Annotated in this window: 12 protein-coding genes; 9 read left to right on the forward strand and 3 right to left on the reverse strand. The window is 57.5% G+C overall.

Features of this window, described 5'->3' with window-relative positions:
- Positions 1-151 precede the first annotated feature (151 nt).
- The 6 genes from coxB to CVV65_RS03715 all read left to right on the forward strand — a co-directional run bounded on the left by coxB (position 152) and on the right by CVV65_RS03715 (position 5,647).
- Entirely contained in the window at positions 152-1,156 is a 1,005-nt protein-coding gene (gene coxB / locus CVV65_RS03690; RefSeq protein WP_100666995.1) for a cytochrome c oxidase subunit II, read from the forward strand.
- Between the two features lie 61 nt (positions 1,157-1,217).
- Positions 1,218-3,098, forward strand: coding sequence for a cytochrome c oxidase subunit I (gene ctaD, locus CVV65_RS03695; protein ID WP_100666996.1), 1,881 nt, complete (start codon positions 1,218-1,220; stop codon positions 3,096-3,098).
- The gene (locus CVV65_RS03700) at positions 3,098-3,739 is read left to right on the forward strand and encodes a cytochrome (ubi)quinol oxidase subunit III (protein WP_407928385.1); all 642 of its coding nucleotides are present in this window, start codon (positions 3,098-3,100) and stop codon (positions 3,737-3,739) included. The genes ctaD and CVV65_RS03700 overlap by 1 nt, the downstream gene beginning before the upstream one ends.
- Positions 3,740-3,780: 41 nt before the next feature.
- Positions 3,781-4,095, forward strand: coding sequence for a cytochrome C oxidase subunit IV family protein (locus CVV65_RS03705; RefSeq protein WP_100666997.1), 315 nt, complete (start codon positions 3,781-3,783; stop codon positions 4,093-4,095).
- Positions 4,096-4,113: 18 nt separating this feature from the next.
- Complete coding sequence (locus CVV65_RS03710) at positions 4,114-4,995, forward strand: cytochrome c oxidase assembly protein (protein ID WP_100666998.1); 882 nt, start codon at positions 4,114-4,116, stop codon at positions 4,993-4,995.
- A 196-nt stretch (positions 4,996-5,191) separates the two neighbouring features.
- On the forward strand, positions 5,192-5,647 hold the full coding sequence (locus CVV65_RS03715) for an OsmC family protein (RefSeq protein WP_331250463.1): 456 nt from the start codon (positions 5,192-5,194) through the stop codon (positions 5,645-5,647).
- A gap of 97 nt (positions 5,648-5,744) precedes the next feature.
- Here the strand turns inward: CVV65_RS03715 and CVV65_RS03720 are convergent, their stop codons facing one another.
- Positions 5,745-6,773, reverse strand: coding sequence for an aldo/keto reductase (locus CVV65_RS03720; RefSeq protein WP_100666999.1), 1,029 nt, complete (start codon positions 6,771-6,773; stop codon positions 5,745-5,747).
- 279 nt (positions 6,774-7,052) lie between these two features.
- Here CVV65_RS03720 and CVV65_RS03725 point away from each other — a divergent pair, with 279 nt between their 5' ends.
- From CVV65_RS03725 to CVV65_RS03735, 3 genes are all read left to right on the forward strand, one after another.
- Positions 7,053-8,948, forward strand: a complete 1,896-nt coding sequence (locus CVV65_RS03725) for a PrkA family serine protein kinase (protein WP_100667000.1) — start codon at positions 7,053-7,055, stop codon at positions 8,946-8,948.
- 22 nt (positions 8,949-8,970) lie between these two features.
- Positions 8,971-10,116, forward strand: coding sequence for a sporulation protein YhbH (gene yhbH / locus CVV65_RS03730; RefSeq protein WP_407928386.1), 1,146 nt, complete (start codon positions 8,971-8,973; stop codon positions 10,114-10,116).
- A 71-nt stretch (positions 10,117-10,187) separates the two neighbouring features.
- The gene (locus tag CVV65_RS03735) at positions 10,188-11,492 is read left to right on the forward strand and encodes a SpoVR family protein (protein WP_100669148.1); all 1,305 of its coding nucleotides are present in this window, start codon (positions 10,188-10,190) and stop codon (positions 11,490-11,492) included.
- 36 nt (positions 11,493-11,528) lie between these two features.
- Here the strand turns inward: CVV65_RS03735 and CVV65_RS03740 are convergent, their stop codons facing one another.
- Positions 11,529-11,828, reverse strand: a complete 300-nt coding sequence (locus CVV65_RS03740) for a metal-sulfur cluster assembly factor (protein ID WP_100667002.1) — start codon at positions 11,826-11,828, stop codon at positions 11,529-11,531.
- Complete coding sequence (locus tag CVV65_RS03745; protein WP_198592119.1) at positions 11,821-12,891, reverse strand: hypothetical protein; 1,071 nt, start codon at positions 12,889-12,891, stop codon at positions 11,821-11,823. The genes CVV65_RS03740 and CVV65_RS03745 overlap by 8 nt, the downstream gene beginning before the upstream one ends.
- Positions 12,892-13,236 lie beyond the last annotated feature (345 nt).

Consider the following 13,236-nt stretch of genomic DNA (forward strand, 5'->3'; position numbering starts at 1 on the left):
TTTACTCGACATCGGGAAAAAACGCAAAGGATCGGCCATACTGTCACATTTTGGCCATATTAACTCCCAGGATTTTTTGATATTATGGAAATAGACTCCTGAGCAGGGGATTGGCCGCACTAGGAGATAAGGGAAAGGGAGGGTTTGGTGGGTGAGGCCGAAACATCGCATCGGACTACTGTTTGTCATGGTAGGGCTCCTGTTTGGGCTGACCGGTTGCGGAAGGACCGATATGTCCGTTTTCGATCCGGCCGGGCCGGTGGCCAAGATGGAATTATCGGTGATTATGACCAGCGTGTACATTATGACCGGCGTATTTATTGTGGCGATGGCGATTCTCGTTTATGTGCTCATCCGCTTCCGTCGGCGGAAGGGGCAGGATTTGCCGCCAAAACAGGTGGAAGGAAACAATTGGATGGAGTTGACCTGGACCATTATTCCACTCATTCTTATGGGGATTCTGGCTGTTCCGACGGTGTCCACCGCCTTTGCGCTGGATCAGAAACAGACGGGTCCGAACACCATGAATGTCACGGTTAAGGCGTCTCAGTTTTGGTGGCAGTTTGAATATCCTGATCTGGGAATTGTAACGGCGCAAGCCTTACATATCCCCGTGGGAACCAAGGTCAACCTCAAGCTGGAAACCACCGATGTCATGCATTCGTTTTGGGTGCCCCGACTGGCCGGCAAGACCGACCTCATCCCCGGCCGGGTGAACACCATGTGGTTCGAGGCCAGTCAACCGGGCGAGTATCAAGGGAAATGTGCAGAATACTGCGGCCCGAGCCACGGTGTGATGGACTTTGTTGTCATTGCCGACACGCCGCAGCAATTCCAAGCCTGGGTTCAGAAGATGAAAAATCCCCAGGTGCAGCCGACGAGTGCGCAGGCGGCTGAGGGCGAGAAGTTGTTCGCGCAAAATTGCGCCACATGCCACGCCATTGCGGGAACCAACTTCAAAGGGGTTCTGGGGCCGGATTTGACGGGTTTTGCGGATCGTCCGAAAGTGGCTGGGGTGCTGGATAATAACCCCACCGATGTGGAGAAGTGGATCAGCGATCCGGCGGCGATCAAACCGGGCACCAAGATGCCCAAACTGCCCTTGAATCAGCAGCAGATCTCGGCGCTCTCCGCATTCTTGGAGGGGTTGAAATAACGACTCATCCCACGGCGGCTTGTTTCGAGGGGGCAGTTCGGTCGAAAAGGAGGGTTATGGGATGGCAAAACCGCTGGAAGAAGTGTTGAGCCATCACGTGCATACCGTCGAAGCGCCTCATAAGCGCCACTGGTTGTTGGACTATCTGTCGACGGTGGATCATAAAAAGATCGGGATCATGTATGTGCTGATCGGGGTGTTCTATCTGCTCGTCGGGGGCGTGGAAGCGCTTCTGATGCGTATTCAGCTGTTTGTGCCCAATAATCAGTTTGTGAGTTACCCGACCTTTAACGAATTATTCACCATGCATGGAACGAACATGATCTTCTTCGCAGCCATGCCTTTGATCTTCGGATTGGTCAACTTGATCATGCCGGTTCAGATCGGGGCTCGGGACGTGGCGTTCCCCTTCATGAACGCCGTCAGCCTATGGTTCACTTTCGTGGGGGCTTTGCTCGTAAACATCAGCTGGTTTTTTGGCCCTGCTCCAAGTGCCGGTTGGTTTGCTTATACCCCCATCGGGCTCGATAAGTATACTCCCGGCACAGGGATGGACTTTTACGTCATCGGCCTACAGATTGCGGGCTTCGGGTCGTTAATGGGCGCGATCAATTTCATCGCCACGATTCTCAACATGCGGGCGCCGGGCATGACCCTGCTCAGGATGCCGCTGTTCACGTGGACCAGCCTGGTGACCTCCGGCCTGATCGTGTTCGGATTTCCGCCGTTGACCGTAGGCCTGTTCTTGTATATGTTCGAGCGACTTTTTGGCGGCCACTTCTTCGATGCGACCATGGGTGGGAACCCGCTGTTGTGGACGCACCTGTTCTGGATCTTCGGACACCCAGAAGTGTACATCGTCGTGCTCCCAGCTTTCGGGATGATCTCCGAAGTGGTGGCGACCTTCTCCAGGAAGCGCATTTTCGGTTACACCTCCATGGTCATTGCGACAGTGTTGATCGGCTTTATCGGCTTCATGGTGTGGGTGCACCACATGTTCACGGTGGGCTTGGGGGCGATGGCCAACTCGATTTTTGCGATTTCCACGATGCTCATCGGTATCCCGACCGGGATGAAAGTCTTTAACTGGTTGTTCACCATGTGGGGCGGTCAGATCCGGTTCAAGCCCCCCATGATGTTCGCCTTGGGATTCCTGCCCACCTTCGTGATCGGCGGGTTCACGGGCGTGATGCTAGCGGCTGCTCCGGCGGACTTTCAGTATCACGGGTCCTACTTCGTGGTGGCGCACTTCCATTACACGTTGATCGGCGGCGTGGTGTTCGGTTTCTTCGCAGGTCTTTATTACTGGTTCCCGAAGATCACCGGCCGGATGATGAGCGAGGTGCTGGGCCATATCAATTTCTGGCTGATGTTCATTGGGTTCCACCTGACGTTCTTCCCGATGCACTTGGCCGGACTGTTTGGCATGCCACGCCGGGTACCCACCTACAACCCGGGTATGGGGCTGGAGATCTGGAACCAATTGTCGACGATCGGCGCCTTTATCATGGGTGTGTCGATGATCGTCTTCGCTGCCAATGTGGTGTATGCCTTCACCAAGGGCAAGGTGGCGGGGGCCGATCCCTGGGATGCCCGGACCCTGGAGTGGGCGGTTCCATCCCCGATTCCGGAGTACAACTTCGCTCAGACGCCTTTGGTGCGCGGCCTGGATCCCCTGTGGATCGCCAAAGAAGAGGGCTCGACGGTCCCGGCAGCCGAACCCTTGGGTCCCATTCACATGCCGTCGAATTCGTTTCTGCCTTTGGTGATGGCCGTCGGACTGTTTATCGCCGGATTTGCGGCTATCTACCATCGCCTCTTCTTCATCGTGCTGGGACTTGAGGTGATTGCATTGGCGATGTTTTATCACTCCCTCAATGACGACGAAGGACATCACATTCTTCCGGAGGAGAGCACTCGGGTGAGGGAGGTGCGGGCGTAATGGAAGCCATGGAAACTCAGCCCAGGCTGGTCAATGCCGGGGATCGGCTTGAATTAGGACCAGAAACAGCGACCCTTGAGGGGAAAAATAAGGTTCTTGGATTCTGGGTATTCCTGGGGGGCGAATGCGCCCTGTTCGCCTCCCTCTTTGCCACTTACCTGACCCTTCGAGGGCACACCCTAAACGGTCCGACTGCCCACGAGTTGTTTCACCTGCCGATCATCGGCCTGGCCACCATCTTGCTGTTGACGAGCAGCCTGACCGGCGTGCTCGGCATCAATGCCATGCACCGGGGCAACCTTGGCTCGCTTCTCCGTTGGTTGGGGGTCACTGTGTTGCTCGGCCTAGGGTTTTTGGCCGTGCAGGTAGTGGAATTCATCACCTACGCCGGAGAGGGATTCGGTTTCGGTACGAGTGCCTTCTCTTCCGCATTCTTTACCCTGGTCGGATTTCACGGTGGCCACGTGGCTTTCGGGGTGATCTGGATCTCGATCTTGATGCTCCAGTTGAGGCGAAGCGGAATTACCCCAAGGAAAGCGCCTAAGGTGTTCATCGCCAGCCTGTATTGGCATTTTGTCGACGTGGTGTGGGTGTTCATTTTTACCGTGGTCTATCTCATGGGCATCTTGGGGATTTCCTGAATCCACCAAGTCTGCGTTTGGTGTGAAAGGATGGTGCAAGGATGACGAACGTACCGACGGAGACCCACAACACCGGTACCGAATCCGGCTCCGGGCATGGGTCGGTTCGGAAACACATCATTTCCTTCGCGATTATGATTTTGTTTACGGTGATCGCCTTTGCGATGGTCGGCGCCGGCATGTCCCCTACAGTGGTCATCCCGGTGATCCTGGCGTTAGCGGTCATTCAGGTGATTCTGCAGCTGTGGGATTTCATGCACCTGAACCAAAAAGGTCACTCTTTTCCCACGCTGTTTATCACGTCCGGGGCGCTGCTGGGATTCATTTTCGTGTTGGTTTTGGTTTTGTGGCCCTAGGATAAGGGGGGATTCCCGTTGCCATTTTGCGGCACGCCCATTGATGGATCCCTGTGGTCCTCTTGGAACATTCCGCTGCTGGCTGTCGTTCTGGCTATAGGAGTGTGGTACTGGGCCACATGGCGCAGGTGGCGGGCCTCGGGCGGCACCGGAGACCGATCGGCCGGGGTGGGCCGGAAAGTTTCCTTCTATAGTGGCTTGACCCTGTTTTACCTGGTGGCCGCCAGTCCGGTCGACTACATTGGGCACATGTACCTGTTCAGCGTCCACATGACGGCCATGGCCCTGGAGTACATGGTGGTCCCGCCGCTGGTGCTGTTGGGCCTCCCAGAATGGATGGTTCGGTCATGGATGCAGGTCCGGGGGATTGAACGGCTGATCCGGGTCCTCAGCCGCCCCCTGTTTGCGTTGATCACGTTGAACCTGTTATTCACGGCCTACCATTTCCCGTCCGTGTTCGATTTTCTCATGTCTCACGGCTCATTGGCCGTCTGGGTGCACTTGGTGATGATGATCGCGGCGTTTATCAACTGGTTGCCGGTGATCCAACCCTTTGCGGGGGTGAAGCGCCTCAGCGAACTCCAGAAGATCATCTACCTATTCGCGGACGCAGTGCTCCTGACTCCGGCCTGTGCTTTTATCATTTTCTCGGGCGGCCCGCTTTACGTCACCTACGATGCCATGCCGAGGCTGATCCCAAGCCTGTCGATCTATGTGGACCAGCAGCTGGGCGGCATTATCATGAAGCTGACCCAAGAGGCCGCCTACATCGGCGCCATCGTGTACATCTTCGTGCAGTGGACCCGGAAGGAGAAGGAGCGGGATCGGCAGGACAAAAAAGGACAGTTGGTTTTCTTCCCCGTGGACAAGGATGGGTTTCATGGGGCGAACACCTGGTAAGAAAGTCCTGGCAGGATAGACAACCGAAGGGTCATCAATGTGGCAGGGCGAGGGCCCTGCCTGTTTTTTGGAGGATGCCGAGTCGGAGGTGATGTGTCTCAGCTGCGGAAGCGGTTCTCCGGAGTATGGTATAATCCCGATAAAGAAGGCGCAGAGCTTTCTCAGAGGTGACACCAAGGGAGGGTTTGGCTTGCGGGTGGACGTCAAATGGCTGGGGAAACGGGCTTTCGAGGCCTTGGGGCAGACCAGCGGTCACACGGTACGAATCGACGCGGCGGAGTCGGCGGGCGGTGAGGGCAGCGGCGTACGGCCGATGGAAATGCTGCTCATGGGGGTCGGAGGATGCACCGGAATCGACATCGCCATGATCTTGGAGAAAATGCGTCTCCACATCGACCGGTTCGAGATGACGTTGAATGCGGAACGAGCGGAGAAACATCCACAGCGTTTTACAAAGATCACCATCGATTACGTCCTCGACGGGCCAGACCTGACCCACGAAAAGGTCAAGCGAGCCGTGGAGTTGTCCTATCACACTTACTGCTCGGCGCTGAATTCCTTGAATGCCGATTTTGAAATCCGTTACACCCTAAACGGTGAGACGCGGACCGTGGTTCCGGCACCAGCTGAATCGGTCGGCGGACGGGCGTAACCCCTTCTCTCGAAAACATACCGGGGCCAGGTGTATTCCATGGCTCATAAGGACCGCAAAGCGCCCTGGGCATTGTGCACCCAAGGCGCTCTTGTCCTTAACGGGCCACGGGGATCGGTTTTTTCTCGCTGTCGGCATAGGGTTGATCGAGCAACTCCCGAAGTTCTTGGTCCCACAGTGTGCGGATCCGCGCCTGTTCCTCCTCGGTGAGGGGCGGCACATCCGGGGCCGCGGTAAATTCGGCGACATTGGCCTCACTGGTGAAATTCGGCAACACCGTCACCACCGAGGGCTGGGCGAGGGCGAATTGAATCGCCGCCTGGCCCAGGGTGCGGCCGGTGCCCGCGGTCAAGAACCGGAGCTTCTCCACCGCTTGCAATCCACGCCCCATCCACTCATGTTTCCGGTGATTGCGATGATCTGATTTATCAAAGTGTTTTTCCGGGTTATATGTGCCGTCGAGCAGCCCGGATGCGTGGGGAACCCTGACGATCAAGCCGACGTGGTTCCGTTCCGCAGGCTCAAACAGGTCCAGGGAGGGCCATTGCTCCAACAGGTTGTAAATGACCTGCATGACGTGGATGGATCGGTTCTCCAGGGCGTACAACCCTTCGTTCCGCCAACCAATATCCGGCCCCAAAGCCGGCCCGTAGGCGCGGATCTTCCCTTCGTCTTTGAGACGCTCAAGGGTCTCAAAGATAATATCCTGTTGCAGTGTGGACATGCGGGTGTTGTGCAACTGGTAAATATCGATATAATCGGTCCCAAGCCGTTTCAGGCTCTGTTCGCACGCAAAGCGGATGAATTCCGGCGTCCACTTCTGCGGAAGCTCGGACATCCCCGTTCGCTCACCCGGATTGCTGTAAATGTCATAACCGAACTTCGTGCCGATGATAATCCGATCGCGTTTCCCGGGAAACGCTTCGGCCAGGATCGTCTCTCCCTTACCGGTGCCATAGACATCGGCGGTATCAAAAAAAGTGACCCCCGCATCGAAGGCCTGATGCAGCAGCCGCAGGGCGGTGTTTTGATCGCGGACTCCCCACCACGTGGTCGCCACCGACCACACTCCGAACCCTACTTCAGAAACCCGAATGTCCGTTCCGGGTATGGTGCGATATTTCATGGTCCCCCTCCTCGCCGGTTTCAGACCGGCCCCATTTGCCTACGATTCTTATTTTACCATTCCTTTTTCTCACCATGCAGATCAAGGGTTGTGAAGGAATTGTGGACAAGACGAGTGCAGGTCAAAAGTTCAAAAATCTCAAGTAGGATTTTGCCTCTCTTTGTCGAATTTTAGTATCACAACTACGTCACAGGGTAGCCTTAGCGCCGGTGGTGCCGGACAGGCGTCGTTGAAACCGTGTGGCGTTTTTCTATCTATTCAGCGAAGGAGAGAACGACAATGGATCTCCGCTCAAAACTCGATGCTTATCGTCGCCGGGAGGAGAGTCTGGCTTGGGAGGGAACGTTTCTGGATTATTTGGACCTGGTGCGGAAAAACCCCCGCATCGCCCAGCCCGCCCATGCCCGGATCTACGAAATGATCGTGTCGGCCGGGGTGGAGATCGTGGATGGGCACAAGCGATACGCCTTTTTCTCCCGGGAGTTGTTCGGGCTGGACGAGGCGTTGGAGAGGCTGGTCGAGGAGTATTTTCATCCTGCGGCCAAAAGGCTGGATGTACGCAAAAGACTGCTCTTGCTGATGGGACCCGTCAGCGGCGGAAAGTCCACGGTGGTGGCGCTCCTGAAGCGAGGGCTCGAGGAATATACCCGAACGGATGAAGGGGCGGTCTATGGCATCGCCGGCTGCCCCATGCACGAAGAACCGCTGCACCTCATTCCCGGCCCGCTCCGGCGGGAGGTGGAAGAGGAGCTCGGGGTGTTTATCGAAGGTGACCTGTGTCCTCAATGTCAATTGCGGTTGGAGAACGAATACGGCGGCCGCATTGAAGATGTGCGAGTGGAGCGGGTGGTGTTTTCGGAGAATCGCCGGGTGGGGATCGGGACGTTCAGTCCCTCGGATCCCAAGAGCCAGGATATCGCCGATCTGACGGGGAGCATTGATTTTTCCACCATCGCCGAATACGGGTCGGAGTCGGATCCCAGGGCTTACCGATTTGACGGGGAGCTCAACAAGGCCAACCGCGGAATTATGGAATTCCAGGAGATGCTGAAAAGTGACGAGAAATTCCTGTGGAACCTGCTGAGCCTCACCCAAGAAGGGAATTTTAAAGCGGGACGGTTCGCCCTGATCTCCGCAGATGAGTTGATCGTGGCGCATACGAACGAAACGGAGTACCGGGCTTTCATCAGCAATAAGAAAAATGAAGCTCTGCATTCTCGAATGATCGTTATGCCCATTCCTTACAACCTCAAGGTCAGCGAGGAGGAAAAGATTTATCAAAAGCTGATCGGGCAAAGTGAGTTGCGCCACATTCATCTCGCCCCCTATGCCTTGCGAACGGCGGCCATGTTCACGGTGATGACCCGATTGCGGGAGTCGAAGCGGGCGGGGATGGATCTCGTAAAAAAGATGCGCCTGTACGACGGCGAGGCGGTGGAGGGGGTTCAAGACAAAGACGTGGCCGAACTCCGGGCTGAAGCGCCGGACGAGGGGATGTTCGGGGTCGACCCGCGCTACGTGATGAATCGCATCTCCAGTGCCCTGATCCGTTCTGACGCTCCGTGTCTCGGGCCGCTCGACATTCTCAAGTCCCTGAAAGATGGCTTTGACCAGCACCCTTCGATCACGCCGGAAGAACGAGAGCGACTCACCAATCTCATCGCCCTGGCGAGACGGGAGTACGACGAAATCGCCAAGCGGGAAGTCCAGCGGGCCTTTGTGTATTCTTTCGAGGAATCCGCCCGGACATTACTGGAGAATTATCTGGACAACGTGGAGGCGTTTTGTAGCTGGCAGAAGATTCGTGATCCTATAACCGGGGAAGAGATGGACCCCGATGAAAAGCTGATGCGTTCCATCGAAGAGCAAATCGGCGTCACCGAGAACGCGAAAAAATCTTTCCGCGAGGAGATTCTCATTCGCCTATCGATGTACGCCCGCAAGGGTAAGCGCTTCGAGTATACGTCACACCCCGCGTTGAAGGAGGCCATCGAGAAAAAGCTGTTCGCTGATTTGAAGGATGTCATTAAAATCACCACGTCGACGAAGACGCCAGACGAAGAACAACTGAAGCGGATCAACGATGTCGGCCGTCGATTGATCGAGCACCACGGATACTGTTCAGTGTGCGCGAACGAATTGTTGCAATACACAGGCAGTTTGCTCAATCGCTGAGCCACGGAGGGAGGGAATGAGGATGGGGCGTACGCCGTTTTCTCTCACCCACGATGACTGGAGCTTGCACCGAAAAGGCCAGATCGACCAGGAGCGGCATCGGGAGAAGGTACGCCGGGCGATCCGGGAGCGCTTAGCGGATCTCGTCACCGAGGAGAGCATCGTCCTGTCCCGGGGCGGAACCGTTTTTCGGGTGCCGATTCGCTCCCTGGAAGAATACCGCTTTCGATATCAGTGGGATAAGGGGCCTCGGGTGGGCCAAGGGCAAGGGGGGACCAAGCCCGGAGACGTGATCGGTCGCATGCCGGGCGCCAGGGGCCAAGGGGCGGGTCAAGCCGGCGACGCACCGGGGGTGGATTATTACGAGACCGAAGTGAGTCTCGAAGAGCTGGAAAATATCTTGTTCGAGTCCTGGGAGCTCCCGAATCGCAGGCCGAAAGACCGCCGGGACATGGAGGTGGACCACATTGAGTTCACCGATATCCGCAAACAAGGAATGATGGCAAACCTCGACAAGAAGCGAACGATCCTGGAGGCGATGCGCCGCAATGCCCGGGAGGGCCGGGGAGCGATCATCGACCTGCAGCCGGACGATCTTCGCTTCAAGACCTGGGACGAAGTGAAAAAGCCGGAGACCGCCGCCGTGGTCATCGCCATGATGGACACGTCCGGCTCCATGGGGACTTTTGAAAAATATGTTGCCCGTTCGTTTTATTTCTGGATGGTCCGATTTCTTCGGCGCAACTACCGGAAAGTGGAGATCGCTTTTATCGCCCATCACGTCGAAGCGAAGGAAGTCAGCGAAGAGGAATTTTTCAACAAAGGGGAAAGCGGGGGGACCCGGTGTTCCTCCGCCTATGAACTCGCCTTGGAGCTGGTGGAGCGGCGCTACCCGCCGGCGAGCCACAACATCTACCCGTTTCATTTCACCGACGGGGATAACCTCGGCTCCGACAATCCCCGCACGGTGGAGCTGGCCGAGCGACTGCTTGAGTATTCCAGCGCCATGGGGTATGCCGAAGTGATCTCCCATGGACGGGAGAGTCGGCTTATGGAAGAATTTCGCCGGATCCAGGCTCCCCATCTCCGCCTCTCTGCGATCCGGGATCGGGAGGACGTATACAGAGCCTTGGCCAGTTTCTTCGCTCCGAGTCGGGATGTGTCGTGAACATCGACCGAGTCGAGGATCGGGGATATCACCAGGGGAGGACGAATCCGCCGGAAACAGGGGGGGTTAACGTGCCACGTGGGGATTTGGATCGTTTGGAGGAAGTAATCGAGCGCATGACTGATATCGCCGAATCTTTTGGACTCCGTCCGTTTCCGATGCGCTATGAGATCTGCCCGGCTGACGTCGTCTATGCCGTTGGCGCCTACGGGATGCCCACCCGATTTGCTCATTGGAGTTTTGGCAAAGCTTTCGAGCGGATGAAACTGCAGTATGACACGGGGCTCAGCAAGATCTATGAACTGGTGATCAATGGTGATCCTTGTTATGCCTTTTTATTGGATACCAATACTCTCCTTCAGAATAAGCTGATCGTGGCCCACGTTCTCGCCCACTCCGATTTCTTTCGCAATAATGTCCACTTTTCCACCACGCCCCGGGACATGGTGGAACGGATGTCGGTTTATGCGGAGCGGATTCGACGTTATGAAATGGTTCATGGGGAAGACACCGTGGAAGCGTTTTTGGACGATGCTTTGGTGGTGGCGGAGCATACGCCTCCGCCCTCCCCGGTGGGGCCCGGTCGGCCACCCCGGGAAGCCGAGGAGGGGAGGGAAGGGGGGCGCGCCAAACGAGACAGACTGCGGGAAGACATCCCCGCTTATCTCATCGAGTACAGCCCCGAACTCGAAGATTGGCAGCGGGATATTCTCGCTGCTCTCCGGGAGGAAATGCGGTATTTCTGGCCGCAGCTCGAGACGAAGATTATGAATGAAGGATGGGCCACCTACTGGCATTTGCGGATCATGCGGGAGATGGATCTTCCTCCGGACGAGGCCTTGGAATTCGCCCGGATGCACAGCCAGGTGACGCAGCCCGGGGGCTATTCCATCAATCCGTATCGCCTGGGGTTGGCCATTTATGAAGCTCAGGGGGAAGACCTGGAGCGGCTGTTCGAGATTCGGGAAGGGGAGACAGACGTTTCCTTTCTGCGAAATTATTTGACCGAGTCATTGGTTGAAGAACAGGATCTCTACCTGTGGGAGGCGGCCCGGGGGGAGCTCCGGGTGATGGAGAAAGACTGGCGGCGGGTCCGGGACGCTTTAGTGGCCGAACGGGTGCACGGGGGGCTCCCGACGTTAGAAGTAGCCGGGGAGTCGCCCCGGGGGGAGTTGGTGTTGCACCATCGCTACGAGGGTGTGCCCCTAGACCTGAAACACCTCAAAAAAGCGCTGATGGCCGTGCGGCGGCTGTGGGGGACCACCGTTCATCTCGACACAGTGGTCGACGAGCGTCCGGTGCGGTTTACCGCTGCAGTCGACGGAGTCCGGTCGGAACCGATATACGCAGGAGGCGTCGGGCCGTCCGGGTCCTGAGGGTCGGCCGCGACGCCCATCCTTCCCCACTTTCGATTACCACCCCAATCGGGCCCGGGCCGCCTCGGATAGGCGCTCCGGCGTCCAGGGAGGGTCCCAGACCACTTCCACCACTGCCTTTTCAACCCCCGGCACCCGGGCCACGGCCCGGCGTACGGCTTCGCTCAGACTGGTGTGAGCCGGACACCCCGGGGTCGTCATTGTCATGCGGATGAGGACGACCCCTTCTTCCGGCTCTTCGATTCCATAGATCAAACCGAGATCGACGACATTGATCCCGATCTCCGGGTCCAACACCATCTTCAGAGCCTCCCGGAGGATATCCTGGTCAGTCATTGCCGCGCATCTCCCTTCCGATCTTGCCGAGGTCGACTACCGTCAAAAGGTGAAAGCAAAAGACCCCCAGGGCCAGGGACACAACCGTTCCTCCCGCGGCCGCCGCCCAGGACTGCATCCAGGCGATGCCCGCGGTGAGTACGATCAGTCCCACGGCAAATGCCCAAAGCACCGGCCGGGGCTGCTCGGGGGAGATCAGATCGCCGATCAACGGAACCTTTTCCTTTCCCGCCCTTTGGCTGTACCGGCGGGTCCAGATCAAAAACGGAACAATTTTGTACGCGTAGCCCATAACGGCTAAAGTCATCCAGCCGAGGAGATACAAGGCGGCCACACCGGCCCATACCTTCGGGCTTCGAATGCCAGGGGCGAGAATGAACCCGGCGGATCCGATGAGTCCGGCGGCACCCGCGACAATCACGGCGCGAAGGGTAGGCTCTATCTTTTTGCGCAGCCGTTTAGCCAGGATCTCCCGCAGGTGGAACAGGTGCAAGGCAAAGGTCGCCAACCCCGCGATGCCCCCGAGTACCGTCACGGGGGCGACATGGGTCCAGGCGCCGAGGATGATCAGCCAGATGGCGGCATGGGCGAAGCCGAAGGTCCAATCCCGCAAGCGCACCGAAAAACCGTGGGAAAGGGTGAACATCGGCAGCAGCTTAAAACTGAAACCAATAATCAAGAATGTGAAGAAACCGCCGGCGGCGAGCACGATGTGGGTGACCAGAAGGGCCTCGATCCAGTTGCGCAGCCCGGGAACGCGAGGGGCGACGATGAGCAGCCATCCTACGGTCACCGCCAGGGGTAGGTACACGTGGGCCGAGCGCACAAACCGGAACATGGCGTCGCGATTTGGTGCCTTTTTGAGCGAGGCGCTGACAATTCCTGCGTAACCGCCAATGGAGATCGTCGCGGCCGCGCCGCTCAATAACAGTCCCGGATTCCACCAGGCGGCCATCGATGCTGCGAGCCCTGCTGTGGACACCGCGTAGAGCCAAAAGTTCCACTTTGCCGCCTGTTCCGAAGCAATGGGGATCAAAAAGGCAACACTTTCCAATTGGTACACGGCCCCCATGACGAAGGACAGCAAGGAACCCAGGGTCAACAAATGGGTTAAGGCGATCCCCGCCCCCCCCGAACAGGCCGCCCTGGAATCCCCGAAGGGACTGAATGAGGAGATCCCCGGCAAACACCGCGAAACCGACCAACCCCAGGAGCAGGTACCGCATAGGTAGAGAAAATGCTGGAGAGTAATCCGTCACTCCCGGGGGTAACATCCCGGGTGCAGATGCCCGTCCACCCGGCGGTCTGGACGCTGTAACCCGAACCTCTGCGGGATCCCCCCGGGCGCCTGGGGACGCCGCCCGACCCGCACTGGCTTCCGTCGGCCGTTCTGGTTTGGTCGTAGACA

The sequence above is a fragment of the Kyrpidia spormannii genome (assembly GCF_002804065.1).
In the GTDB taxonomy this organism is placed as follows: domain Bacteria; phylum Bacillota; class Bacilli; order Kyrpidiales; family Kyrpidiaceae; genus Kyrpidia; species Kyrpidia spormannii.

Bases quoted from the DNA above. Each gene is read 5' to 3' on its own strand.
- ctaD (WP_100666996.1), top strand. From the start codon at position 1,218: ATGGCAAAACCGCTGGAAGAAGTGTTGAGCCATCACGTGCATACCGTC.
- CVV65_RS03705 (WP_100666997.1), top strand. From the start codon at position 3,781: ATGACGAACGTACCGACGGAGACCCACAACACCGGTACCGAATCCGGC.
- CVV65_RS03720 (WP_100666999.1), bottom strand. From the start codon at position 6,773: ATGAAATATCGCACCATACCCGGAACGGACATTCGGGTTTCTGAAGTA.
- CVV65_RS03700 (WP_407928385.1), top strand. From the start codon at position 3,098: ATGGAAGCCATGGAAACTCAGCCCAGGCTGGTCAATGCCGGGGATCGG.
- yhbH (WP_407928386.1), top strand. From the start codon at position 8,971: ATGGGGCGTACGCCGTTTTCTCTCACCCACGATGACTGGAGCTTGCAC.
- CVV65_RS03740 (WP_100667002.1), bottom strand. From the start codon at position 11,828: ATGACTGACCAGGATATCCTCCGGGAGGCTCTGAAGATGGTGTTGGAC.
- CVV65_RS03725 (WP_100667000.1), top strand. From the start codon at position 7,053: ATGGATCTCCGCTCAAAACTCGATGCTTATCGTCGCCGGGAGGAGAGT.